Genomic DNA, 25,020 nt, shown 5'->3' on the forward strand with positions numbered 1-25,020 from the left:
CTGCCGAAGGCGTAGAGTGAGGCGGTCACAGCGCGCCTCCAAGCTTGCCCTTGGGCTGGACCATGCTGAAGCCGACGAGCTTCAGGCTCATCCCCGAATATTCCCAGTCGTAGACAAAGGTGCGCGGCTCGCTCGACACGACCTTTTGGCCGACCACGGTGCTGAGCTTGCCCGTGACGGTCGACTGCAGGTGCTTGGCGTCGATCTCCATGCCGTCGAGCGTGAAGAACTGGCTCATGCTCGAGCCGCGCTGCTCGCTGACGATCTTGAGGAGGTCGGCCTTGATGGCGCCCTGCGCTTTGGGAGAGACGATCGCGAGGACCGACTTCATCCAATAGTCGAGGCTGCCGGGCGACCGGTTGAGCGTCAGCACCGCGGTGTCGCGGGTGACCAGCTCGAGGTACTCGCGCGACACGCCGGAGCTGGAGACGGTCACCGGCGATCCGAGGACCGGCTGCAGGACGATCTCGCGGCTGCGCGTCGCGGACATGAGAAGGAGAAGCGCGACGGCGCCCGCCAGCAAAAGGGCGGTCATGCCGAGAAGATTGCGCTGGCGAAGGACGCGCTGGCTCTGCGCGTGCTGGTAGGAGAAATCCATGTCAGCCCACCATCAGTCGGAGGTAGGAAGGTGGCGTGGCCTTGAGCGACGGGAACCCGCCAGGCAGGTGCCAGTACGCCAAGTGGATCAGCCACGAAGTCGCCCGCCCCGCCTTGGCCCTCCTTAGGCCCCACCAGCCCAGGATCGCTAAGCCGATCCCGATGACGATGTGTTGGGACAGGATCCCCCAAGTGAAGGGGATGACCATCGCGAGGAACTCGTCCAGCGTCCAAAAGCCGATGAGCTCAGGATCGTCGAGGTGCGATGGGATCACGTACTTGTCGGCTGACATCACGCCACCTTCAGTGACGGGGCCGGCGGAGCTGCTATCTCTGCCGGCCCCGGGTCGAATTAGATGGTTGCGGTGACCGTCGAGGTGACGATCGGAACGCCGGTGCCGGCACCGACACCCACGCCGACCGGGATCGCGACCTGGCCGAGCGAGAAGCGGCCCGAGGCGAGACCGACGACGCCGCCCGCGAGCGACAGGACGGTGATGATCTTGCCGCCCGAACCCTCGAGGAAGCCAGTGAAGGCATCCAGCGCGGTGTTGAACGTGCCGTCGGCACCGGCGAAGGCCGGCGAGGCCATCACGACCGCGGCGGCCGCGACGCCGAGGGTCGCCAGCGCGGCCGTCTCGGCGCGACGGCCCATCTTGAGCAGGGTCTTCATAACAGAGTCTCCTTTGGCTGAGCGCATTTCAGCGCGCCCAAAGGAAGGCTGGCTCAGGATGATTCCGAGCAGCAACCGCGATCGCGGGGAACCATCCTGAACGTTAGGTTTTTTTTAAGTTCTCGTCAGTTTCTGAGCCCTCGCGCCGGCCTGCAGGTGCAGTTGTCCGATTCGGCCGGACACCTGTCCACGCCGGCCGGACAGCTGTCCGCTCCTGCCGGACACCTGTCCGGAATAGCCGGACAGCAGAGTGGGTTGTCTTCGCTAAGGCCCGAATCGGAGGCCTAGAGGCGCTTACGGCCTTGCAGTTAGAGGCGCGCGGTGGAAGAAAAGCATGAACCTCTAGCTCGCTAAATAAAGGTTCTCGATCGTGACGGCGGAGAAGGCGCTTCGATTTTCGGTATCAGAGTATTTCTTTCGGCTGAGCACCGAGAGCGTCAGGCTTCATTCCAATAAGGTTCTTGAGTTCTGCTCGTTCGGTGAGGTTATAAATAGCCGAGCGGAAAGAGCTAACGACCTGTCGGAAAGTTACGACGCTGAGGATATGCGTGAGCATCTTCGCATCATACCCAGCGAAGGTGACATCCTATTGAACGTGACGATACTGGAAACAAGTGCCAACTCGCTTGAGAAGGCGGCAGAGGTACTGGCTGAGGCACTCGGGCAAACGCTTGTTCTGAAGGACGCGTTATCTCTAGTCATGTTCGACTTGGTCATCGAGCGGAACGCAACGGAGTTGCTGACGAAGCTGGGCCTTACTGCTTCCGAAGCAGACGCATATCGTGTATGCCTAAAGCGAAAAAACACGAACGTCATACCCTTTCCTCCGGAGCGGACGTAATTTCTAAGATGCCGTTAACGGCAGGGTTGCCATCCCGAAACGCGAAAGGTTAGCAACGCTGTACCAGCCGGGAGATGGGCGATGGGGGATCCGACACGGATGCCTGCGGGAGGGGCCACGCAGGAAGTAAAGAAGTCGTTTGAGTTAGAAGACTACGTAATCGAGCGGATGAAGATCGCAGGTGTTAGCGTCCGCAACCTTGCAGTAAGCACCGGGCTTAAGAAGTCTCGCCTTCATGAGGGGCTCCACCGGGACATAGATAAACGCATCCCGCTCCGTGTGCCTGAGATGAAGCTTGTCTTAGACGCCCTTGGCATTGATCGGAACGAGGCATTCTACGCACGAGAGGTGCTCGCGTCAGTGAGTGACATCACCTTCGATGAGGTGATCCGTGTGGCGGCCATGCTGTGTGAAATGAATAATGGGCTGCCACAGGAGGTTATTACTGTCATTCGGGCGGTGGATGGCCTTGATCTAAACGATGTACGCAGAGAACACGGTACAGCAGCTAGAGGCTTGGTGGTTCGATTGCTAGGTGATCGGTACACCGCTGTAGCCCGTCTTCGACGGAAAACTGACGGCTTCGAGGACTAGTAGAGGTCGCACCGGTATGGCCACCCAGCATTGCTCGGTGGCCGCTCACTTTTCCGGGGCCCTGAGCACAGAGGTGAGAGGGTCGAAGAAAGGCAGGCTGGCTGATTGCTGGCCTGAGCGCGCGCTACGGATTTGAGGATGGACGTCCGCCCTGCTACGAACGGGGCATGGCTTACGTCGCAGTAATCCAGATCCCCGCGCCCACACCCAACCGCACCACGCCCCTTCGTGTCGCCGAAAGCACGAAGAGACAGGCGCTCCAGCGCTGCTCGCGTCACCGAAAGCACGAAGATCGGTTAGCCGAGGGGCGCGTACGGCCACAGCGGCAGAAAAAAGCGCCGAAATTCGCCCGATTCTACGTAGCGCGTTCGTGCTTTCAGCGACACGAGGGCAGAATCCTCGTGCTTTCGGCGACACAACGCGTCCCCGCTTCGTGCTATCAACGACACGAGGCCGACGGGGTTCGTGCTTTTGGCGACACGAGCTCAGGATACGACACGTCGTCATGGCTCACCAACAATCAGGCTGCGAGATCGCACGGATCTCGAGAGATGCCCCACAAGAGAGCAGGTTGAATATGTCCGAGGAAAAGCAAGGCGAGCTTTTCTCACTCGATAGTCCGCTGCTTGGTGGAGTCCAGGGAGAGAGGTCGCTGATGGCGTACCCATTTTTCGCCTTAACGAAAGCGGCTTGGACAAAGCCGCTCGCGTATCGAACAGATGAGGTCTCAATAGAGATCGGGCCGGGGCCTAAAGGTGTCGCGACCATCTACGACAAAGAGATCTTGCTCTATATCGCCAGCCTTATGGTCTCCAAGCTCGACGCAGGGCAGAGAGTTGGCCAGACCTTCCAATTTACAGCCAATGATCTCTTCAGGGTTACAGGCATCAATAGCTCGTCGCGCTCGTATAGTAGACTCTCCGACGCGCTAGAGCGGTTACAGGGTACGCAGATAAAGACCAACATCGAAGCGGGCGGCTCAGGGGAAGAGGGCTTCTTCTCCTGGCTGGAGGCGGCGAGTCTCCAATACACAAAGACGCCAACTGGCGAAAAACGGCTCAAGTCGATCAAGGTGCGCCTGTGCGACTGGTTGTACCGCGCCATCATGGTCGACCGCCATGTCTTGGAATATGCACCAAGTTACTTTGAGCTCGGTCCGGTCGAGCGACGGTTATACGAGGTATCGAGGTCTTTGTGCGTTGAAGGGCCAGTTTCGGTAGCACTCGATGACCTTCGCCTTCAGCTAGGCTACCAAGCGAGCCTGCGCCACTTCAAGTACGACCTGACAAAGATCATAGAAGCTGATGTCATACCAGGCTTTCGCTTCGTGCTTGAGGAAGACGAGGCACGAGCGACGACGACTGCAGCGGGCCGTACAATTCGTGAGTACCTCGTGAAAATCCTTCCGGATGGCATGAGCAAACGCCTCAGCTCTTGATCCTCGCTGATTCGCGGACGCGAACGGCAAAGATCGCGCGGGACGCTTTGTGTAGCTGAAAGCACGAAGAGATAAGCATCGCGAGCGCCGCAAACGGGCCTCGTGTCGCCGAAAGCACGAATATTAGTCGTCTCGTGTCGCCGAAAGCACGAATTTCGCGTGTTTCACGAGGCGGCATCGTGCGGCACATTGCTGAACGACGGCGCACTTCTCGCGTCGCACGACAATAGGATCGGCTGTGACCACATAAACGAATGCCCGGCACGAAGGCCGGGCACCCTGAAACTCATATGTCCACGCCGGCAAGCGTGAACGGGAGAGCACTACGCTCCCGATATACGAGTTTCTGAGCCTCGGTTCAAGGGAGCGCGTTTCGCGCCACGCTATCGCTTTGCCTGGTCCCGGCCTCCGAGAAGGAGGGTGGAACGTGGAAGCTATACACATCGGGGGAGCCGCCTTGGCGGCGCTCTCCGGCATGCCGATTGGGGGGAAGGGCGGACGCTCTGGCGCACCTCACCGGACCGGAGCGGCCGTGCGCGCGAACAGCATCGAGGCGGGCACCTTCGAGGACACGTTTTTCCCGCGGCTGGCAGCCGGCGAGACCGACAGAATGCTACGCGGCGCCAGGAAGGCGCTGGACAATGCCAACGGCTTGCGACGGATCGCTCGCAAAGGAGAGCGCAAGCTGTCGTGCGCAGAACGGATCCTGGCGCGATTGACTGCCACGGCGGTGCGCGTCTTCGAGGAGCTTCTCACCCTCGCGCGCCTGAACGACGGACGCGTCTTCCCGACCTACGATTACCTGGTGGAGCGTACACACCTCGGCCGGTCGACCATCCAGCGCGCCCTTCCGATCCTTGAGGAGAACGGCTTCATTCTGAAGCAGCGCCGGTGCAAGCGCATCGACGCCTCGGGCCCGGGCCCCCGCTATGAGCAGACGTCGAACGCCTATCGAGTGCTTCTACCCAAGGCTGTCATTGCTATGCTCCCCCGCTGGATGCGACCCGCGCCGCTTCCCGTCGATCAGGAGCAGCTCGCCTGTGATCGCGCCGAGGAAACAAAGGCAATGCTCGCCACCCTCTCGTGCAAGGAGTTTGCGGAGGCGACGGTTACGGGCCCGATGGGCAAGGTTCTTGCCATGTTAGGAGCTGGAATCGATCGCCGAGAGCGTGAGGTTCAACTAGATGCTCAACCGCTAATAGATTCATATATTCAGGGCGGAACGGTGTTGGCCTAGCCGGCCAACGAGCTTGAAAGCCCGCGGAGAAGGACACGAACACACGACAAGCACCGATCGTGGCAACGCCCGGACGTGCCGGCTACGCCGCCACGGTGCTCCCTAGGGGGAGCATGCGGTTTCTGCTGTCCGTCATGCCGAGGACAGCGCTTGCGGGCAGCTTAGAACTGGGAGAGGCCGACCGTACGATAAGGCAATGGCGGCAGTGTCGAGCGCAACGTCGGCGATCCCGGTGCCGCGGTCAGCCGCGACCAGTTGGCGATGATGTCGGTGACATAAGCCTGGGTTTCTGCAATCCGGGGCACGAGCCCGTCACGAACACGACCAGGACCGGCATTGTAGGCGGCGAGCGCTAATTGGACCCGGCCAAACTTGTCGAGCTGCTGGCGCAGGTAGCGCGCCCCGCCGCGCATGTTCTGGTACGGATCGAGGCGATCAACCCCGAGCCCAGCCGCGGTGCCGGGCATCAGCTGCGCAAAGCCGAAGGCATTCTTTGGCGAGACGGCGAGCGGATTGTAGCGGCTTTCCCGAATGATCATCGCGTCGAACAAGCCCGTGGGGATACCATGCTCGCACGCGATCGAGCTCATCATGCCGTAATAGGCCGCGCGGCGACCTTCGGCCTCTCGAGACAGGAAACCCGACGGTCGGTAAGCCAGTGGCGCGCAGCCCGGAACGAAGGCGGGCGCGGCGACCGTCTCGATGTTAGCTCGCATCCAGCCAGGAACTGCAATCGATGATGAGGTCGGGATCGCGGCAAACGAGGCCTGAGACACAGGAGGGGCTTCTACGAGACCAGCCAGCTCCCGCTTCATTCGAAACTCGACGTACCGTCGACTGAGATCGTGGACGGCGAACTCGGCAGGAAAGGCTGCATCTACCCCGACGTCCGATGATGATGGAGCCGTGACGACGTCGCTCTCCGTGGTCGGTAAGGTAGTCATCGAGATCAACTCAACCCGTCTGGATGACGCCTGCTTTCGGTTCGCGGCCTGCGCCGTGCCGGTCAGCACCACACCTATTAGCGCTGCTCGAACGATCGTTCGCCGCACAATTACCTCCTGAAATCGTCGCTTCAGAGAAGTGGGCAGAAGCTATTCGAGCTTGTCAAGACGGCCAACCGAGCCGAAACTGCCCTCTAAACCGTGCCGGAAGGTCTCTTCGAGCATGTGGTTGATCCATCGCGACACTGACGGACAAGGCCCAAATCGCATCCCACTTCCGCCTCAACTCCGCGAGGCGCTGGTGCGATGGTACGTGGGAGAGGGCTCGTTCCACGATGAGCAGGCCGGGATCACGCTGGTGCAGAACGCACGCATCGGCCATCGCTGGATCGCCTGCAGCTGCCTCGGCGCAGACAAACGCCCGCCGATCCTCACCCCTGCGTTCCTGTCGGAGGCCGAGACCTACTATCTGCGACGCCTGACGAGCGACAAGCGGCCGGAGCATCGTCCGGAGTGCCCCTTTTTCCGCGACCAGGTCACCAACCGCATCACGGAGGTGCGCTCCCACAACACGCCAACGGATCCACCGGCGGGGTTCTTCGAGGTGCTCCGGCCGGCGCCGGAGATGCTTGCCCAGCGTCCCGAGGAAGACAGCAACGACGACCGGACACGCAACGCCTCGACCCCGCGGCTTGCTCGTTTGCTCTGGCGGCTGATGGACACCGCGGGCTCGAACAGCGTGCCTCCGCTAGGCGCCGGTCCTGACTGGTCGATCAAGGAAGGGTTCGCCGCCATCATCCGAGCGGCGGGCAAGATCGAGATTGCGCCCGGGATCGAGCTGGCGCGCGCGCTCTGGACCCACGCCCGGCCGCTTGAGGCTAATGTCGTCTATGCGACGCTGCGTAGCCTCGCGCCGAACTGGCCCAAGGCGCATGCGCCGCAGGGCTTCGTGCTCCTCTACGCGCCGGCTGTTCAAGGCCACGAGATCCACGTCCCCGATGGCCTACCGGTCCACATCGCCAACCGCATCCAGTCGCCGTCGGTCTGCGGTAACCGCATCAGCGGACCGTTCCTCGTGCTGGTGGTCGCCGGCGAATACCCGGAGGCGCATGGCTACGCCCCGCTGCGCGCCTATGCGCAGCCGATCTACAGCGGACGGCTGTTCGTGCCGGTAGAGTCTGACTTCGAGCGGAAGGTGCTCAAGCGCATCCTGGAGACGCAGCGGATGCTCCGCGGCAGCGGCATCGATCTCGCGATCGGCAAGCCGCTCTTCGACACGATGACGCCAGACGGCCCGTGCCGGCCTGACTTTGTGCTTGAAGGACGATCGCGGGTGACGGGCGAGTTGCGCACGATCGTGGTGGAGGCGATGGGCTTCGACACCGATGATTATCACGCCGCCAAGGCAATCACGCACCCACGGATGCGCCACATCGGCGAGCTGCTAAGCCTCACACCCGCTGACGTTGAGGATGACGCAGCGCCTGCCTGGATCGCCGCGGCGCTCGCGCTTTAGCGGATCAGGACCAACTCATCGTCGCGGCAAAAGAGCCGACGATCCCGAGCGTCACCGGGGTCGACAACAGATACAGCTTCTGCCAACGCCACCAAGCCTTCGGAAGAAGAAGAACCGCGCCGCGAATAGTACGGGCATCCTTCCAAACCTTGTCTTTCCAGAGCTGTTGCAAGGTCACAGTGACCGAAAGCGCCATCGCGATGGCGCAGCAGATGCCGGCCGCCAGGTAGATTGCGATCCAATTGGCAATCTCGATGGCCGAAAACTGCGACATCCACACCTCTTTTCGAAAGCGCGTGTCGACAAACAGGCGCCTATCGATTCTAGTTCCCAGGCAGCTTACGAGCGCAGGCTTTAGCACCCGGTAAACGGACCGGCACTAAGTAGCACCCCATTCTACAGGGGTAGAGATGGAGCGGAGAGGGAGGGAAGGAGCGGGCTGCTCGGGTGGCCTTGTTCTCCCTTCAATACGGGCTGCGTCACCGCCGCCCAGGCACGGGGTCTCTCCACCATGCAACGTATCGTGCTTGTCATCCGCGACCGTGGCCGAAAGGACATCGTCGCCTTCCATCCAACCGAACAGGCCGCCCGTGAGGCGCTGGCACACTATGTCCGCGAGCAGACGCCTGAGGCAGCGGATCATGTCGGCGACGCAGAGCTGATCGCAGCCTATTTCGCTGACGAATCCGTCGCGCTCTACACCATCGCCGGCGTCCCCGCCGCGAAGTGCTGATGGAGGCAAGCCATGGCCATCATTGCCAACCGCCCGTCGCAGAAGCTGGTGGATCTCGTCGGGGCGCTCGGAGGATCCTGGCACGGTAACGTGGCGACGTGCCGCTGCCCTGCGCACGCTGATGGTACACCCAGCCTCTCGCTCCGGCAGGGCGATCGCGGACTGCTCGTCACGTGCTTCGCGGGGTGTGACCCCATCGATGTTCTGCGCGAGCTCGATCGCATCCCGCTTGGTCGGCGCTATGAGCCGCCGGAGACGCCGCGCGCAGCCGGCACTGCCAACATCGAACGGCTCTGGAACGACGCGCGACCTGTGCCTGGGACATGCGCCGAGCGCTACCTCGCCTCGCGCTTCCTTCTGCCGCTGCCGACCGACGTCCGCTTCCATCCGCGATGCCCGCTCGGCCCCAAGCCCCGGACCGTGTTCAAGCCCGCGCTCCTCGTGGCGGTTCGTGAAGCGCAGCGCCTGGTGGCGTTCCAGCGGATCTTCCTTGATCCCGCCAGTGCGGCCTACACCGAAAAGGCGACGCTTGGGACGCTCGGCACCGGCGCATGGCGCGGGGGTGGTCTGGGTCCCACTATCGGGCTTGCTGAAGGTTTCGAGACCGCCCGCGCCTGGTCGCTGCTGCGCGGGCTGCCGTGTTGGGCGTCGCTCGGCTCGCGCCGGCTCGACGTACTGACGCTCCCGTCCACGGTGACGAAGCTGATCCTCGCCGGCGACAACGACCTGGCCGGACGGCGCGCGGTCGCGCGTAGCGCAGCCCGTTATGCGACCGACGAGCGCGTCATCGAGGCAGACTTACCTCCCGCGCCGTTCAACGATTGGGCCGAGGCGCTCGAGGCGAAAGAGAGGGGAGGGGGAGGAAGGCGGTGAGCTGCCGATTGGCAGCCTGACCAAGGGAGCCTTCCATGTCCGACCTTCTCGATCTGCCGCCAGTGAGCGATCGCCCGGCCGCGCTGACGATCGCCGAGCTGCTCGCCGGCGACACGCCGATCACGCGGCGCGACCTCAACAGCGCCATGACCGCAGCCTTCGGCGGCAGCGACGCGGATGGGCACTGGTCCCAGCGCGACAGCTTCGAGATGCTCGAGCATGCGCTCGCGCTGTACGTCGCGCGCCAGCCCTATCCGCTCGGGACCCTCGCCGGCGTGCCGCATGCCGCGGCGCTGATGGAGCGCCTGCCGACGCAGACGGTTCGCAGCGAGGAACAGATCGAGCTTCAGCAGTTCTCGACTCCGATCGATATCGGCGCGCTCGCAGCAGTGATGGCGGCGATCGGGCCGGACGATATCGTGCTCGAGCCGAGCGCGGGTAATGGGCTGCTCGCGGTGCAGGTGCCGCATCACGTCGGGCTGCAGCTCAACGAGATCGACCCCAAGCGCCGCGAACGGCTGGCAAGCGGCTTCCCCGATGCGATCATCACCGGACACGACGGCGCGGCCCTCGTCAGCCTTCATGCAGCGCTGGAGCGGCCAACGGTCGCGCTGATGAACCCACCGTTCTCGCGGAGCGTCGGCCGCGGTGCCGACAACCTGGCCGCGCTGCGACATCTGCAGGCAGCTATCCGCCGGGTCGCGAAGGGAGGTCGCGTTGTGGCGATCATGCCGGATTGGTTCGCACCAAGCGCCCAGCTCAAGGCCGCCTATGAGGCGGTGCTGACAGGTTGCACGGTGCGCACCTCGCTGCGGCTCGAGAGCTGCTATCGCAAGCACGGCACCGATATTGCGGTCAGGCTCTACGTCATCGACAAGGTCGCGGGCGGCACGTCGCACACGGTGATCCAACGCCGCGCCGTTCTGGACTTCCTCGACGCGATCACCGTACCTGCCCGGGCCGAGCTAGAAATCGATGCGGCCGTAGCGAAGCCCGCGCCGGCCGTCGTAACCCTGTTCGGCGCCGCACGCGCAGCAACGCCAGCCGTCGCCCGAACCTACCATGCTCCCGTCCGCAACGCGGTACTGCCGGTCGGCTATACGACGCTGGCCGCGCCGGCGCCGCTGGCCGATCAGGTCGGTGTCTATCTGCCGTACCGGCCGAGCCGGATCGGCTTCGAAGCGGCGGGCGAGCACCCGACGGCGCTGGTGGAGTCCGTGGCAATGGGCTCGATCCCAGCACCGATCCCGGCGCACATCCCGCACCTGCCCGAGCGCACCGTCTCAGACCGCCTCTTGTCCTCGTCGCAGCTAGAGACGGTGATCTACGCCGGACATGCCTGGAACCAGCTGCTGCCGGGCACCTTCAAGCCCGCCAAGGAAGGCGTCGGGCTCACCATCGACGAGGAGGGCCGCCGCTACCGTAAGGGCTTCTTCCTCGGCGACGGCACCGGCGCCGGCAAGGGCCGCCAGGTCGCCGCCTGCATCCTCGATAACTGGCTGCAGGGCCGGCGTCGCCACATCTGGGTGACGAAGAACGAGCCGCTACTCGAAGACGCGCGACGCGACTGGTCGGCACTCGGCGGTCTGGCCGGGGACGTGCAGCCGGTCTCCAACTGGAAGATCGACGAGCCGATCCGCCTCCTCGAAGGCGTGCTGTTCGTCACCTATCCGACGCTGCGCTCGATGCGCACCGACAACAGCCGGCTGCAGCAGATCCTCGACTGGGCCGGGCCCGACTTCGACGGCGTCATCGCATTCGACGAGGCGCACGAGATGGGTGGCGTAGCGGGCGGCGAGGGCGCGCTCGGCAAGAAAGACGGCTCGCAGCAGGGCATCTGTGGCGTTCTCCTGCAGAACCACCTTCCCGACGCGCGCGTGCTCTACGCCTCTGCGACAGGCGCCTCGGACGTCAACAACCTCGCATACGCAGTGCGACTGGGCCTGTGGGGACCGGAGACGGCGTTCGCCAACCGCGAAGCGTTCATCTCCGAGATCCGCAAAGGCGGGATCGCAGCGATGGAGCTGGTGGCACGCGACCTGAAGGCGCTCGGGCTCTACACCGCGCGCGCGCTCAGCTTCGCGGGCGTCGAGTATGACGTGCTGAAGCACGAGCTGACGCCGCAGCAGATCGAGATCTACGACACCTACGCGAACGCCTGGAGCGTGATCCTTCGAAACATGGAAGAGGCGCTGAAACTCACCGACGTCGTCGACGCACTCGAGGGCGGCACGCTCAACAGTGGCGCCAAGGCGGCTGCGCGCTCACGGCTGGAGTCGTGCAAGCAGCGCTTCTTCGGCCAAGTGCTCCTCGCGATGAAGCTGCCGACGGTCATCGCCGCGATCGAACAGCACCTGAAGGCCGACCAGTCGGTCGTGCTGCAGCTGGTGACGACGGCCGAGGCGATCCTGGATCGCCGGCTCGGCCAGATGTCGGCCGAGGAGCGCGCCGATCCGACGATCGACCTGTCACCGACCGAGTATATCGCCGACTACCTCCAGCGCGCCTTCCCCACGCGCCAGATGGAGACCTACAGCGACGATACCGGAGCCGTGCGTTCGCGGCCCATGACCGACGAGGCGGGTCACCCGGTCTACAATCCGGACGCGATCGCCGCGCGCGATGCCATGCTCGAGCACATCTGCGGCCTGCCTCCGATCAAGTCGGCGCTCGACGCGCTGATCGAGCATTTCGGCCCCGACGATGTCGCCGAGGTGACCGGGCGCTCCAAGCGGCTCGTGCCGACATCGGACGGGCGCCAGAAGGTCGAGACGCGCTCAGGCCGCTCCAGCCAGGTCGAGGCTGCAGCGTTCATGGCGGGCATTAAGCGCGTCCTGGTCTTCTCCGACGCCGGCGGGACCGGGCGCTCGTACCACGCCAGCCTCGACGCCAAGAACCAGCAGCAGCGCGTCCACTTCCTGCTCGAGCCGGGCTGGCGCGCCGATCGCGCGATCCAGGGGCTTGGCCGTACCCACCGCACCCATCAGGCCTCCACGCCGCTGTTCCGGCCCGTGACCACCGACTGCAAGGGCGAGCTGCGCTTCACCTCGACGATCGCTCGCCGGCTCGACAGCTTGGGGGCACTAACGCGCGGGCAGCGCCAGACAGGAGGGCAGAACCTGTTCGACCCGGCCGACAACCTCGAGAGCGAGTACGCCAAGGACGCGCTGGTCACCTGGTTCGGCTTGCTAGATCAGGGCAAGCTTACCAGCACCACGATGGACGACTTCTGCGCGCGTACCGGGCTGGAGCTCTACGACAACGACGGCAACCTGAAGGAAGAGCTGCCGCCTATCCAGCGCTGGCTCAACCGCCTGCTGGCGCTGCCGATCGGGCTGCAGAACGTCATCTTCGACGAATTCCTGTCGCTGGTCGAGACGCGCGTGGCCGCAGCGCGCAAGGCGGGCACGCTCGACGTCGGCGTCGAGACCATCACCGCCGACACCGCGACCGTGGTCGACGACACGCTGCTGCGCACCGATCCGCTATCGGGCGCGACCTCGCACCTGCTCACCATCGAGATCGCGCGCAAGAAGACGCCCATCCCGCTCGACGACATCCTCCACACCGCCAAGTGGGCGCGCGACTCCGTGTTCGTGAAGAACGCCCGCTCGGGCAAGGTAGCATTGCAGCTGCGCGCGCGGCCGTGGATGGACCAACAGGGCGAGGCCATCCCCCGGCTCGAGCTGCAGCGACCGTGCCGACGCGAGTATATCGGGGAGGCGGACCTTCTTGAGTCCGCCTGGGATAAGATCGACCGCGCCACCTTCGAGGCGAAATGGGCCGAGGAGGTCGCGGAGCTCGCCGGCCAGACCGAGATCGAGACGATCCGGCTGGCCACGGGGCTGCTCCTGCCGATCTGGTCGGCGCTGCCGTCAGATCACCTCGCGGTGAACCGCATCGTCGACGGGCAGGGCAACTCCTGGCTCGGCCGCCTCGTGTTCGACCAGCACGTCGCCCAGCTCTACACCAAGCTCGGCATCGCCAAGAGCGAGGATCTGCCCATCGACGCCATCGCGCAGTCGGTCATGTCGGGCCGCAGCGTCGACGTCTCACGACCATTCCCGATGACGATCCGGCGCGCGTTCGTGAACGGCACTCAGCGCATCGAGATCGAGCACGCACCAGCGCAGCAGCTCGCCTATCTCAAGTCCCTCGGCTGTTTCACCGAGATCATCGCCTATCGCACGCGTGTCTTCGTGCCGGTTAGCGAGGCGAACGCGATCCTCGAGCGGCTGCTCAAGATGGCGTGATAACAGGCCGGTCCGAACACCGCGGCTCAGACCGGCCGTCTAATTAGGCCTCAGCTGACTCGGCAGCCTTCGCCTTCGACCGACGCGGCTTCGGCGCGGGTGCCTCCGGGGCGACCTCGGCGACCTTCTGCCCGGGCTTGCGGCCGAGACCGATCTTCTTGGCCATCGTGCGGCGCGCCTCGCTGTAGGTCTCGGCCACCATCGGGTAGTCGGGCTTAAGCTTGTAGCGCTCGCGATACTCGTCTGGGGTCAGGCCGTTGGTCGACAGATGGCGGCGCAGCGTCTTGTACGGCTTGCCATCGATCATGCTGATGATGTGGTCCTTGTTCGCAAGCGACTTACGGACCGATACTGCGGGCGTGTACTCCGTCTGCGACTGCTCAGAGCTGGCCTCGGGGGACGCGCTGCTCAGGTTTGCCACGGCATCGTGCATCGTCTTCAGGAACGCAGGCACGTCATCGGCCGAGGTGCGCGTATTCGGGTTCGCCAGCCACGCGATCGTCAGCTCGGTCGCCAGTTCGACGGGGTTCGTATCTTCGGTCATTTTGGATCCCGGTAGTCAGGGGGACGGTCGCGGACGCGACGCATCGTCATACCGCAAGGCGCTTCCGCAGCAACACTGAACGGGCAAGCACATGTCACGTTCCGAGGCAGCCCCTAGCAATGGAGAGAAGAGGGAGGGGAGCTGGTGTCCGGCAGAACGTCGGATGCTCAGCATAAGGGTGATTTCCCATGATCCAGTCCGTCAAGCTGTCCCGCCTCGTCCTCTCCGACGTCAACGTGCGCAAGCGGCGCGCCGACAAGGCCGAGAGCTTTGCGATCAGCATCGCCGCCAATGGCATCCTTCAGAATCTCATCGTCACGCCGCTCAAGAAGCCGCGCGGTCACTACGGCGTCGTCGCCGGCGAGAGCCGGTACCGTGGTCTGATGCTGCTCGCCGAGCGCGGCGAGATCAACGCCGACGAGTATGACGTGCCGGTCAAGCTGATGACGGGCGCCGAGAGCGAGCTTTCGGAAGTGTCGCTGGTCGAGAACTTCCAACGCGACAACATGAACCCGGCCGACGAGTGCCGCGGCTTCCAGCTCATCCTCTCGCAAGGCGGCGACATCGACGGGCTCGCGCGCCGCTTCGGCGTGACCCGCCGCTTCGTCGAGGGGCGCCTCCGGCTCGCCAACCTGGCAGAGCCGATCTTCGACGCGCTCGCCGACGAGAAGATCAGCCTCGAGATGGCCAAGGCGTACGGTACGACCGCCAGCCATGAGCGCCAGCTCAAGGTATGGAACGCCTACGGCCACAGCAGCTACAACACGCCGGACACGATCCGTCGGACGATCGCCAACGACGACATGCGCTCGAGCGACCCTGTCGCGCTCCTCGTCGGCGCCGAGGCGTACGAGGCGGCAGGTGGCGTGATCGAGCGCGAGCTGTTTAGCGACGGCGATGATCGCTGGACCAATCCGGAGATCGTTCAGAGGCTCGCGGCCGAGAAGATGGAAGCCGAGGCGAAGCGCATCGGCGACGAGCGCGGCCTTGCCTGGATCCGTCCGGTCGCGTCCAGCAGCACCTACAACGCGGCGCACGGTCTGTACCGCGTGTACCTGCCGACCGAGCCGATGACGGAGGAGCAGGGCGCGCGCGCGGTCGAGATCGAGGCGCTACTGGCACCGCTGCAGGAGCAGCTCGAGAGCGGCACGCTCACCGACGAGGCGCATATCGAGATCGAGGCGCAGTACGACACACTCGCGGCGGAACTCGAAGCTCTCGAGCATCGGCCGGTCATGATGCCCGCCGAGCTGGCCTCCCGCGTCGGCGCCTTCCTGACGCTGTCGCATACCGGCGAGATGGTGCTCGACGATGTCTTCTACAGCGAGACGCCGATCACGGTGACGATGGTCGAGCCGGACGCGGCGGAAGACGATGCCGGCGAGCCCGAGGGCGATGATGCGTCGGACGACGGGTCCGAAGGCGATGCCGAGGACTCCGAGCGTCGTGCCCCGGTCGCGACCTTCCGCATCGAGGAAGGGGCGGGGCACACCATCGGCCGCGGCAACACCACGTCCATCATCGAGCCCGACCGCGCCGCCCCTGGCGGCAAGCCGATGAGCCAGGTTCTGATGGATCAGCTCGCCATCCAGCGTCGCGACGTGCTCGGTGCCGCGCTGCAGGCCAACCCCGGTCTCGCGCTCGACTACATGATCTTCGTCATGATCGAGGGCCGCAACTACCGCACCGAGGGCAACGGCACGACCATCCGCGCGCCGCTGCCGCAGGATGCGGTGCCTGCGACCGGCGTGCCGGGCTCGCGTGCGCGCGACTATCTCGCCGAGGTCTACGACGGACTCGATGCGAGCTGGTCCGAGCCGGACAACAAGGTGGCGCGCTTCGAGGCGTTCCGCGTCCTCTCCGACGACACCAAGGCAAAGTGGCTGGCGTGGATCGTGGCGACGTCGTTCGACGCCAAGGAAGGGTACGGCGCGCCCAAGCAGATCCCGCTCCAGAACCGCCTCGCCACGATCCTCGAGGTCGATGTGGCCAGCTGGTGGCGTCCGACGTCGGAGAACTTCTTCGACCGCGTGCCCAAGGGCGCGCTGCTGTCGCTGCTCGACGAGGTTGGCGGTCCCTCGCTCACCAGCCGCAACGCCAGCAGCAAGAAGCCGGAGATCTCGGCGTCGTGCCAGAAGCTGTTCGCCGGCGACGCGATCGTCGAGACCGAGGTGAAGGAGAAGGCGCTCGCCTGGGTGCCGGCCGCGATGCGGTTCAACGACGTGGCCTCTGGCGAGGCGGTCGAGGACGACGGGCAGGACGAGCTCGCCGGGCTGATCGGCGACGATATGGGTGCCGGCGAGGACGACGACCTGGCAGCGCTGATCGGTGAAGACGCCGGCGAGCCCGCTGGTGACGGCGCGGTCGACGCCGATAGCGAGAGCAGCGGCACCGACGACGTCACTCCGCCCGAGCACCAGAACGACGACGCCGTCAACGACGTGGTCGCGGCCGAATAACAGCGCACCCGCTGGGCAACCTCGCTGCCGGCGCTGCCTCACCGCGGCGCCGGCAGCTTCTTTTCCAAACTCCATCATGAGGAGCCCGCGTCATGCCCGCCGGCACCCGCGACATCGCGGCCGCAATCACCGACACCATCATCGCCAAGCTCGAGGCCGGCACCGTGCCATGGCAACGGCCATGGTCCGTCACCGGGGAGGGTGGCCGTCCGCTCCGCCACGAGGGCACGCCGTACCTTGGCATCAACTCGATTTGGCTCTGGGTCATGGCCGATTTCCTCGGCTTCCGGAGCCGCTACTGGATGACCGCGCGCCAGGCCGAGGAACTCGGCGGGCAGGTGCGCCGCGACGCGCAGCCATCCTTCTCGGTCTACAGCTCGACCTTCCGCAAGCGCGGCCAGCCTAACCTTGAGGGGATCTCGGCCGACAAGCTGATCCGCTTCCTGCGCTCGTACACCGTCTTCAATGCCGACGAGATCGAGGGCCTGCCGAGCTACTTCTACGCGCGTCCGGCGCCGCCCACACCGACGCTGCTATCGGCGCGACAGGATCGTATCGACGCCTTCTTCGCAGCCATCCCGTCCAAGATCCGCCGCGGCGGTGATCGCGCCTTCTTCAGCTACACCTTCGATTACATCCAGATGCCGCACGCCGGCAGCTTCAAGTCCGCCGACGCGCACGCGTCCATCCTCGCGCATGAGCATGCCCATTGGACCGGGCACTCGTCGCGACTGGATCGGACCTTCGGCAAGAAGTTCGGTGACAAGGCCTACTGCGTCGAGGAGCTCGTCGCCGAGCTTACCGGCGCGATGGTCTGCAGTGACCTCGGCCTGCCGTCCGAGATCCATGACAGCCACGCCAACTACGTCGCCGACTGGCTGCGGGTGCTGCGCGCCGACAAGAGCGCAATCTTCGTCGCCGCCACCAAGGCAGAGCAGGCCTTCGCCTACCTGCGCGCCTTCTCGGACGAGGCCGCGGCCCGTGACGCAGAGAAGCTCGCGGCATGAACCACGATCACAGGAGATCCCACGATGGGTTGGCTTTCGATGCCTCGCAGCAGCATGGGCGGGCACGCCACGCCCAAGGCCTATCTGGACGACCAATACACCTACTCGCGCGAGCAGGATGGTGGCGGCACGCGCGGTGCGCGCGTCATCGCAAGCGCGTGCCCCGGAAACCGCGCCTGGTATGCCGCTGTCGAGCTGCTCGAGAACGGTGTCGCCACCTCCGTCATCGCCGTTATCTGTGAGGTGCGGTGGACGCCGAACGCCGCGGACGGATACGTCTTTGCCTATAAGGACATGACCGAGAACGCGGGGCCGTGCTCGGACGAATGCCCGGAACGCATTCTTCGCCTCCTGCCGGCAACCGACAACGAGGGGGCGCTGGACTGGCGTCGACGCTGTCTTGCGCGACTGCGCCAGCGCGCGCGGCGGATCGACGACGGCATGCGCGTCCGCTTCCCCGTGCCGATCCGCTTCGAGGATGGGCATTCCGGCACCGAGTTCATCGTTGTGAAGCGGGGCAGCCGGATCACCGTTCGGTGCGCCTCGGGCTTCGGCCACTACCGTATCCGCAACTTCCGCGATCTGCCGTGGACCGTCGTGCCGGTGACGAAGGTCCACGCGACGGTCTTCGCGAAGTCGCCCGCATCTGCAATGCCAGCCTGATGGAGCCTAACATGGAAAACGCCCCCCTTTCCCCATTGCGCTGGCGACTGTGCAGCGCCCTCCACGCCCGGCGTGTAGCGCAGCGAATGCAGGCCGAAGGCCTCGACGTCGTACTGCTGCTCACCGGCGACCGCATGCAGCCCTGGCGCGTGATCGAGCGCGCACAGGCGCCGATCGACGAGGTGCGGACATGCGCCTGATCCTCGGCCTTGCCCTCATCGGGGCTGCCTGCACCGGGGCGGCGCCGCGGTCGGATCAGAGCAATGCGATCACCGCCGATGGCCGTGCGATCGACGGCGACACGGTCTCGATCGACATCCGGCTGTTCGGAGCTGACGCCTTTGAGAAGCGTCAGATGTGCCGCACGACGTCAGGCTGCTGGCCTTGCGGCAAGGCCGCCCAGGACTATGCCTCAAAGCTGCTCAAGGCGAACCCGGCCACGATCCGGTTGACCGGCAAGCAGAGCTACGGACGGCCGATCGGGACCGTCGATGTCGGTGGGCAGGATCTCGGTGAGACGATGATCGCGGCCGGCCTTGCTGTGCCAGCCACCAGTTACCTCAAGGGCGATCCTGCGCGCGCGCAGCGGTACGTCGCGGCCTACGAGACGGCGCAGCGACGACAACTCGGAGCACACGCAGGCTACTTCGTCGATCCCGCAAAGTGGCGCCACGGCGAGCGCCTGTCGTGTGAGAGGCGAAGCTCACGCGGATGAAGGCGTCATGTTTACCCGGTAAGTCTTCTAATCCGGTTACTCGTGGCCCTCGGGACGTCGGCACGCGCAGCCGCGGGGAGACAGCGGTGTATCATCCTCGCCTTCCGGCTCCACGTTTAGAAAGAGGGGGGAGGAAGGGCGTCGATCAGGGAGAAGATCATCATGCCCGCCTTCGCCTCAACGCCCGCACCTGTTCACACCCTCTGGGACGCACCTCAGACCGCCGAGCAACGCCTGCCCGGTGTATGGTCGGTGACCACCGCCTCGCACGGCGGCTTCGTGCTCTCCTATGAGCGCCAGGCAGCTATGCCGGAGGCGCTGCGGCTCGACAGCATCTACTACGAAGAGGATGTCGATTGGTCGCTGGTGATACTCGGCTTTGAGGCCGAGTTCGCCGCCCTGCGTAAACCGCTGTTCGACCTCGAGCGTGATCTCGCGCGCCAGACTGCGCGGCACTGGCGTCCGCAGCGCTACTCCGCCTTCACCGGCGAGGTGCTGCAACCGAGCGACAGCCACGTGTTGCGGTCAATCGCGTCGTACGAAGCCGCAATCGGCGAGGTCGGCGTGCGCGCCGCCTGGGGCGATTGGGCAGACTGGGTGCCAGCCGGCAAGGTCGGCGTCGTCGGGCAGCGGATTACCGGCTGCAGCCATCTTGGCTTCGCCACCTACGACGGCCCCGACTTCAAAGGCCTGTGCGACGCGGCGCGCTACGATGCGCGCGATCAGGCGAGCACATTTGCTTCGCTAGGCGTCGAGCCGATCGACTGAGCGCCCGCGGAAAGAGGTTTCCCAAGCCGGCAACCTCTTTTCGCGCGCCTTAATCGGAGACGAGCGAGCCCGGGCCCGTGAAGCGCCATGACGACCAGCCCCGAGGGGCTGACGGCCACGGGGAGGATCCAGAGCCGCGGAGAAGAGGGGGGAGTGAGAGGCGGGCGTGAGGTGTCGCGCCAGGTCCGCTCACATGGAGTCAGGCGTCATGAGCTTCGACGTACCGTTCCGCCACCACCAGGCAATGGACGCAGCCTCGCTGCCTACGATCACCGTCACTCTGCAGGCCATGACCAAGGCGCTCGCCGATTGCCGCAACGCTGGCGTGGACCCTGACAGCGATCCCGCGATGGTCCTGCTGGCGCGCCACATGGCAATCGTCTCTACCAACCGCGCGCCGCGCTCGGTGCTGCTGCATGCCTGCCGGCGCAGGATCGACGCGCTGCGCCGCTTTCCGACGCTGCTTTCCATCGCGATCCGTGGCGTCGCCTACGACCAGGTCGCCAAAGAGCGTTTCCACATGGACGCGCGAGACGAGCTGCAGAAGCTGGCGTCGGCCCTACACCTTATCGATGGCAGCTACACCGTCATCTCCTCGCAGGGCACGACGGCCGACTCCGGCTACGTCATCCTCGCCGCGCCCGAGGTCGCCGTCGTTGTTCGGGTCGGTGGGCGGTACGAGGGACGCGAGGTCGCCTATCGCGCCGTCGTAAACGGGATCGAGCAGCTCAACCGGCATGCCGGCATGGCCGAGCTGCTGAACACTGCTCGCTTTGCCGAGCGCCTCACCCGCGAACTCAATCTTACCGCCCCTGCGACCGCTGGCACCGAGCCCGCGCTGATCGCCGCCTGAGGAGCACGACCCATGTGGATCCCGGATGCGCTCGCCATCGCGCGGGCCGACCTCGCGCGCATCGCGCGCTACATCGAGCGGCGTGAGCGCTTTCTCGACGCGCTGGACTGGTCGATGCTCTCCGACGCGCAGGCGCGCCAGTCTGCGATGCTCGACGAGCTGCTCGCCGAGGACATGGTCGAGGGCCAGAACTACGTCGATTGGCTGGTCGAGCGGATGACCACGCACCTCACCGTTCCGGGCGCGTTGCGCTTTGCGCCTCACCCGCGACCGTGGCACGCTGAGTGGATCACGCTGGCCGACTAACCCTCGAAGGAGATTGGACGATGAGCCGTCACACCTTCGCCGGAACCGCCGGCGTCTCTGTCGCGATCGGATGGGACCGGCCGCTCGACACCTTCTACGTCCAGGTGTCGCGCCCGGACCCGGAGGACGAGGGCGAGCGAGAGACCTTCGTCTGGGAAGGCACGAGCCCACGCGAACTGGCGACCGCGGCCGCGGCGATCGCCGTTGCGGCACCGCACGCCGAGCTGCCCGCGGATCTCGCCAGCACTCTCGAGACGGATCGATTGAAGACGCTCGGGAGCTTCGATGGACCCGCTCAACGTGCAGCACGGCGCCTGCTGCGTGATGGCAACTCATAGGTTTAAAAGGGAGGGGGTTGAGGACGTCGATCCAGTCGGATCAAGAAACCTGTTGAGATTGTCGCGACACGCCTGCCGTGTCAGCTGTGATGGAGGTCGCCCCATGCACGACAAGCACCATAGGGCGTACGAGCCCATCGAGGTCGAAGGCTTCTTCCGCGTCGATCATTATCTAATCTACGTCGGTGTCATGCTCGGGATCGGGCGATGGATTGCGCTGCAGTTTGGCGCTGACGATCCGCTGCCTGATACATCTCTAGGGGCGGCGCTGGAGGCGATTCTTCAGGGCCTCAGATCACACCTGGCTGCCGCTATCGCGATCTTTGCGGTCTGCGTCGGCGGAACGCTATCCGCCGCTGGTGCAGGAGAGATCGAGTGGCCAAGCGCTTCACGGCGCAACGGCCGTGATCCGAGCGCCGATAGCCCACCGCCTTTGAACACCGACGCTCGCATGGCAGAGGCACGCCTGAGCCGGGTCATTGCGCGTATCAACGCTATGCCGGCTGATCTCCGCGAAGAGGCCAGCATTGAGCTTGGGGGGATCGAGGAACGGCACCTGCCGGCGCTTCGAAATGCGCACCGCAAGGCGCGCGCGACGGTATCGCCGGCATCGCCGCAGGCCGAAGCGCTCGACAACAACTATGCGGCGTCGATTGATCGAATGAGTGCCACCCTCGAGGAGCTGGCGGCACGATCCGAGGAGCTGGGACGCGAGCGCCTGGCTTGGCAGACGCTGGTGATCGAGGAACGCTTCCCTGCGACGTCGCGGGAAGCCGACTAAGCCTTTCCGGGCTCAGGAGCGCGTTCGATGAGGTCCCAGCGATTGCCGTAGCGGTCCTCGAAAACGACGACGACGCCGTAAGCCTCCTGGCGCGGCTCTTCGACAAAGCGAACTCCACGCTCACGATAGATCTGGAAGTCCCGCACCAGGTCGTCCGTCTCGAGGAAGAGAAAGACCCTGCCACCGCTCTGATTGCCGATGGCACGACGCTGCCGCTCGTCGACTGCGCGAGCGAGCAATAGGCCCGTCGAGGCTCCGTGCGGCGCGACGACCACCCACCGCTTGGTCGGGCTCTGCACAGCATCCTCGCGCAACTCGAAGCCAAGCGTACCGACATAATAGTCGATCGCGGTGTCGTACTCGTCGACGACGATGGCAACGAGGCTGAGGTGCTGCGGCATGCGCGGCTCCTGCCGCCACACAGATGCTCTGCCAAGCAGAGAGGAGGGGGAGGGGAGTACCGATCCATGCGGATCGAAGGAGATCTTCCCATGTCCGACATCATCGACCTTGGCGGTGCACCCGCCGAAGAGGACTGCGCCCAGCTGGGTCGCACGCCTGACTTTGACGCCGTGAACGCCTATGAGGTGTTCGCCTATAAGTTGGCGATCATCGCTCGGTATGGCCAGCCGCCCGCAGGGTGCCGTCTCAAGCCCCTCGCTAACCGCCACGACTTCGGCGTGTACCGCACGTTGTCGCTCCGGATCGACGACGAAGAGGACGAGGATGTCCAGGCCTATGCCGAGGCCGTGGAGGAAGGGCTGGCGCGTTGGCTCGATGGCGGCTTCGCGCCCCCGATCAGCTACGAGGGCAGCGTCGCGACCATCCTTCGACCCGACGTGACCGAGCTGGTGATCGGCGCGCTGCAAACCACGCGGCCCAGCCCAGATGGCTCGTTCCCGGTCGCAGACTTCGAGGCGCTGCACACCAATCTCGCAACCGCCTTCCCCGACGAGGCCGCAATCGCGCGTGCGCGCCTGGCGACCGCCTGACCACCTGCTCGCGCCCCGGGCGCGTCGACCAGCGAGGCCATCATGCCGGATACCGATTTCAACCCTGCCGAGGCTGCGACCTGGCTGGCGCGCGGCCGCAGGCCCGCCCATGCCGAGGCGCTCGCCAAGGCGTGGCGCGACTATCCCGACCTGCCACCCAGCGCGCCGCTCGCCGATCGCCACGCGCGTAGCCACGCGCGTGTGATCGCGACCCGCCCTGTGTTCGAGGAGATGCGCGTCGAGGCCGAAGCCGAGCGCCATGCCAAGAACTTCGCCTTCACCGAGAACGAGGCGCGCGAGGGCAAGGCGAACGAACGCGACGTAGCGATCCTGATCGGCCGCGATCGGTATGGCTACGACTGGGACGTCGCCAACCGCTATGCCGATGGCTGGTACGCGGCGCACGTAGGTTGGCCGCACCACTACCCGGACGGGATCCCGTGCAATGCGCCGCTCGAGACCCGCCGTGCGGCCTATGACCAAGGCTTCACTGACGGAGGTGGCGACCGCACGGACCTGTTCGACGCGGCGCGGCGCGCGAACCTGGCGCTGCACCGCCAGAGCAATATGCCGGCTGCCGTCGTCCCGGTCACGCCGGCGCGGCCGTTGCCGAGCAGCTGGCCGAAACCCGGTGATGAGGCGCGACCGGCCCGCTGGTCGCGGCGTCTCGTCATCCTCAGCGATGCCGACCTCGCTGGCGGAGATACCGCGCGCGCCAAGTGGGACTTCCTGCGGATCGTGCGTGATCGGCCCGGCGCCGAGGCCATGACGCTCCTCATTCTAACGGACCGCGGCTTCGTTCACGCCGGCGACTACACGCCGAGCGCGAGCTTAAGCGGTCGCCGGCAGGTTACCGGCGCCGCCCTGCGCCAGCAGCTGGTGGAAGCGCTTTCCGGCCGCGAGATCGACGACATCCTGGTCGCGCTGCAGGACGAGGACCTGCGGCTGCTTGATGGCATCGCGAGCGCGCTACCGCTGTGCCGAACGATGGAGCGGACGCGAAACACCAAGCTGCAGCAGCGCACCCACCTGCGCACCTGGTTGGATCGCGGCTACGGCGAGGACGAGAACATGGCGGCAGGCCATATCCGTTGGGGCAAGCTGATCGAGGGTCTGGTGGGCAAGCTCGGTGAGTTTACCGTGCGGCACGTCGGGCCAGCCCCCGTTCGTGGACAGCTGATCCGGGTCGAGGTCGGAAACGGGCAACTCGCAACCGGCTACGCCGATGCCGACGGCACGCCGATCGCGGCCGAGGTCATCGTCTCGAGCAAGGCCAAGCTACGGCCGGAGATGGCCGCCACGCTGCGGCGGTTCGGAGCGGCCACGACGATGATGGCAGCCTCGGTTCGGCACGCGGCGTAGCCGCACTGATCCGAGCCGCGAAAGAGGAGAGGGGAGGGAGCGGACACGCCGGAATGAGCCGGCGAGGAGCTACCTCATGCCCGATCTTGTGCCCGCGTCAGCCGATCACCTCATGCGCCCGGTCCTCTGGACGTTCGGAGAAGGTCCGACCTTCCCGGGCTACACCGACGACACCCACTGGAACGGCTTCCTCAACGTGTCCGTCAGCATGGCGACATGGCCCTACGTTCTGCGGACGCTCATCGCCGGCGCCGACGGCGATGCCGAGACGATCGCGGCCTATCGCGAGATGGCGGGCGGCAGCATGGTCTCGCTGGCCGACCGTTTCACCACCGAGGCCGTGGACCGGAACTGGCCGTGGCAATTTCCGGACTATCCGGTCGCGACCATGATGCCGATCCCGGAGCGCTGGTCGGAAATGAGCTGGCACCATGATATTGCGCCCAGCTTCGGCCCGTGCGTGGGACCGATGGGCGAGGCCGCGCAGGTCTGGGTCGACTATGCCGACCCGTCGAAGCGGGAGTTTCCGGAAG

Annotated in this window: 27 protein-coding genes; 20 read left to right on the forward strand and 7 right to left on the reverse strand. The window is 65.3% G+C overall.

Going from position 1 to position 25,020, the window contains the following annotated elements; genetic code table 11:
- Positions 1-25: 25 nt before the first annotated feature.
- The 3 genes from EV292_RS18535 to EV292_RS18545 are packed head-to-tail and all read right to left on the reverse strand — an operon-like array spanning position 26 to position 1,270.
- Positions 26-598, reverse strand: coding sequence for a type IV conjugative transfer system protein TraE (locus tag EV292_RS18535; protein ID WP_132910733.1), 573 nt, complete (start codon positions 596-598; stop codon positions 26-28).
- A 1-nt stretch (position 599) separates the two neighbouring features.
- The gene (gene traL / locus EV292_RS18540; protein ID WP_132910734.1) at positions 600-890 is read right to left on the reverse strand and encodes a type IV conjugative transfer system protein TraL; all 291 of its coding nucleotides are present in this window, start codon (positions 888-890) and stop codon (positions 600-602) included.
- A gap of 59 nt (positions 891-949) precedes the next feature.
- Positions 950-1,270, reverse strand: a complete 321-nt coding sequence (locus tag EV292_RS18545) for a TrbC/VirB2 family protein (protein WP_132910735.1) — start codon at positions 1,268-1,270, stop codon at positions 950-952.
- A 370-nt stretch (positions 1,271-1,640) separates the two neighbouring features.
- On the opposite strand from EV292_RS18545, the gene EV292_RS18550 reads away from it, so the two are divergent.
- The 4 genes from EV292_RS18550 to EV292_RS18565 all read left to right on the forward strand — a co-directional run bounded on the left by EV292_RS18550 (position 1,641) and on the right by EV292_RS18565 (position 5,380).
- Positions 1,641-2,111, forward strand: a complete 471-nt coding sequence (locus tag EV292_RS18550) for a hypothetical protein (protein WP_132910736.1) — start codon at positions 1,641-1,643, stop codon at positions 2,109-2,111.
- An 81-nt stretch (positions 2,112-2,192) separates the two neighbouring features.
- Entirely contained in the window at positions 2,193-2,705 is a 513-nt protein-coding gene (locus tag EV292_RS18555) for a hypothetical protein (protein WP_132910737.1), read from the forward strand.
- Positions 2,706-3,282: 577 nt separating this feature from the next.
- On the forward strand, positions 3,283-4,143 hold the full coding sequence (locus tag EV292_RS18560) for a replication initiator protein A (protein ID WP_132910738.1): 861 nt from the start codon (positions 3,283-3,285) through the stop codon (positions 4,141-4,143).
- A 457-nt stretch (positions 4,144-4,600) separates the two neighbouring features.
- On the forward strand, positions 4,601-5,380 hold the full coding sequence (locus EV292_RS18565; RefSeq protein ID WP_243693854.1) for a helix-turn-helix domain-containing protein: 780 nt from the start codon (positions 4,601-4,603) through the stop codon (positions 5,378-5,380).
- Positions 5,381-5,541: 161 nt separating this feature from the next.
- Here EV292_RS18565 and EV292_RS18570 read toward each other — a convergent pair whose 3' ends face one another.
- On the reverse strand, positions 5,542-6,393 hold the full coding sequence (locus tag EV292_RS18570; RefSeq protein WP_243693855.1) for a lytic transglycosylase domain-containing protein: 852 nt from the start codon (positions 6,391-6,393) through the stop codon (positions 5,542-5,544).
- 154 nt (positions 6,394-6,547) lie between these two features.
- On the opposite strand from EV292_RS18570, the gene EV292_RS18575 reads away from it, so the two are divergent.
- Positions 6,548-7,840 (forward strand): hypothetical protein, encoded by a 1,293-nt coding sequence (locus EV292_RS18575; protein ID WP_132910739.1) that lies wholly within the window; start codon positions 6,548-6,550, stop codon positions 7,838-7,840.
- Positions 7,841-7,844: 4 nt separating this feature from the next.
- On the opposite strand, the gene EV292_RS18580 is transcribed toward EV292_RS18575, so the two are convergent.
- A complete protein-coding gene (locus tag EV292_RS18580; RefSeq protein ID WP_132910740.1) occupies positions 7,845-8,114 on the reverse strand; it encodes a hypothetical protein in 270 nt (89 codons plus the stop codon).
- Between the two features lie 237 nt (positions 8,115-8,351).
- Between EV292_RS18580 and EV292_RS18585 the strand changes: the two genes are divergently transcribed.
- From EV292_RS18585 to EV292_RS18595, 3 genes are read left to right on the forward strand one after another with little or no spacing between them, the layout of a single operon-like run.
- Positions 8,352-8,573 carry a hypothetical protein gene (locus EV292_RS18585; protein ID WP_132910741.1) on the forward strand — a complete coding sequence of 74 codons (222 nt, stop codon included), beginning with the start codon at positions 8,352-8,354 and terminating at the stop codon, positions 8,571-8,573.
- A gap of 12 nt (positions 8,574-8,585) precedes the next feature.
- Positions 8,586-9,446: a toprim domain-containing protein gene (locus EV292_RS18590; RefSeq protein ID WP_132910742.1), complete on the forward strand. Its 861-nt coding sequence runs from the start codon at positions 8,586-8,588 to the stop codon at positions 9,444-9,446.
- A gap of 35 nt (positions 9,447-9,481) precedes the next feature.
- Positions 9,482-13,699, forward strand: a complete 4,218-nt coding sequence (locus tag EV292_RS18595; RefSeq protein WP_132910743.1) for a strawberry notch family protein — start codon at positions 9,482-9,484, stop codon at positions 13,697-13,699.
- A gap of 43 nt (positions 13,700-13,742) precedes the next feature.
- On the opposite strand, the gene EV292_RS18600 is transcribed toward EV292_RS18595, so the two are convergent.
- Positions 13,743-14,243 carry a MucR family transcriptional regulator gene (locus EV292_RS18600; RefSeq protein WP_132910744.1) on the reverse strand — a complete coding sequence of 167 codons (501 nt, stop codon included), beginning with the start codon at positions 14,241-14,243 and terminating at the stop codon, positions 13,743-13,745.
- 188 nt (positions 14,244-14,431) lie between these two features.
- Here EV292_RS18600 and EV292_RS18605 point away from each other — a divergent pair, with 188 nt between their 5' ends.
- From EV292_RS18605 to EV292_RS18645, 9 genes are all read left to right on the forward strand, one after another.
- Positions 14,432-16,702 carry a ParB/RepB/Spo0J family partition protein gene (locus EV292_RS18605; protein WP_132910745.1) on the forward strand — a complete coding sequence of 757 codons (2,271 nt, stop codon included), beginning with the start codon at positions 14,432-14,434 and terminating at the stop codon, positions 16,700-16,702.
- Positions 16,703-16,794: 92 nt separating this feature from the next.
- Positions 16,795-17,709 carry a zincin-like metallopeptidase domain-containing protein gene (locus tag EV292_RS18610; RefSeq protein WP_132910746.1) on the forward strand — a complete coding sequence of 305 codons (915 nt, stop codon included), beginning with the start codon at positions 16,795-16,797 and terminating at the stop codon, positions 17,707-17,709.
- 24 nt (positions 17,710-17,733) lie between these two features.
- The gene (locus EV292_RS18615) at positions 17,734-18,372 is read left to right on the forward strand and encodes a hypothetical protein (RefSeq protein WP_132910747.1); all 639 of its coding nucleotides are present in this window, start codon (positions 17,734-17,736) and stop codon (positions 18,370-18,372) included.
- Between the two features lie 190 nt (positions 18,373-18,562).
- Complete coding sequence (locus EV292_RS18620; protein ID WP_132910748.1) at positions 18,563-19,087, forward strand: thermonuclease family protein; 525 nt, start codon at positions 18,563-18,565, stop codon at positions 19,085-19,087.
- A 162-nt stretch (positions 19,088-19,249) separates the two neighbouring features.
- Complete coding sequence (locus EV292_RS18625) at positions 19,250-19,855, forward strand: hypothetical protein (protein WP_132910749.1); 606 nt, start codon at positions 19,250-19,252, stop codon at positions 19,853-19,855.
- A 208-nt stretch (positions 19,856-20,063) separates the two neighbouring features.
- Positions 20,064-20,708 carry a hypothetical protein gene (locus EV292_RS18630; RefSeq protein WP_132910750.1) on the forward strand — a complete coding sequence of 215 codons (645 nt, stop codon included), beginning with the start codon at positions 20,064-20,066 and terminating at the stop codon, positions 20,706-20,708.
- A gap of 12 nt (positions 20,709-20,720) precedes the next feature.
- Complete coding sequence (locus EV292_RS18635; protein ID WP_132910751.1) at positions 20,721-21,014, forward strand: hypothetical protein; 294 nt, start codon at positions 20,721-20,723, stop codon at positions 21,012-21,014.
- Positions 21,015-21,034: 20 nt separating this feature from the next.
- Positions 21,035-21,352 carry a hypothetical protein gene (locus EV292_RS18640; protein ID WP_132910752.1) on the forward strand — a complete coding sequence of 106 codons (318 nt, stop codon included), beginning with the start codon at positions 21,035-21,037 and terminating at the stop codon, positions 21,350-21,352.
- A gap of 103 nt (positions 21,353-21,455) precedes the next feature.
- A complete protein-coding gene (locus EV292_RS18645; protein WP_132910753.1) occupies positions 21,456-22,133 on the forward strand; it encodes a hypothetical protein in 678 nt (225 codons plus the stop codon).
- Here the strand turns inward: EV292_RS18645 and EV292_RS18650 are convergent.
- Entirely contained in the window at positions 22,130-22,534 is a 405-nt protein-coding gene (locus tag EV292_RS18650) for a VOC family protein (RefSeq protein ID WP_132910754.1), read from the reverse strand. The two genes, EV292_RS18645 and EV292_RS18650, sit on opposite strands and share 4 nt — an antisense overlap.
- Before the next feature lie 90 nt (positions 22,535-22,624).
- On the opposite strand from EV292_RS18650, the gene EV292_RS18655 reads away from it, so the two are divergent.
- The 3 genes from EV292_RS18655 to EV292_RS18665 form a co-directional block, all read left to right on the forward strand.
- Positions 22,625-23,125, forward strand: a complete 501-nt coding sequence (locus EV292_RS18655; RefSeq protein WP_132910755.1) for a hypothetical protein — start codon at positions 22,625-22,627, stop codon at positions 23,123-23,125.
- Between the two features lie 42 nt (positions 23,126-23,167).
- Entirely contained in the window at positions 23,168-24,487 is a 1,320-nt protein-coding gene (locus EV292_RS18660) for a hypothetical protein (RefSeq protein ID WP_132910756.1), read from the forward strand.
- 76 nt (positions 24,488-24,563) lie between these two features.
- The coding region (locus tag EV292_RS18665; protein WP_207913480.1) for a hypothetical protein at positions 24,564-25,020 on the forward strand (457 nt) is incomplete at its 3' end.

The organism is Sphingomonas sp. BK235 (assembly GCF_004345855.1).
Lineage (GTDB): Bacteria > Pseudomonadota > Alphaproteobacteria > Sphingomonadales > Sphingomonadaceae > Sphingomonas.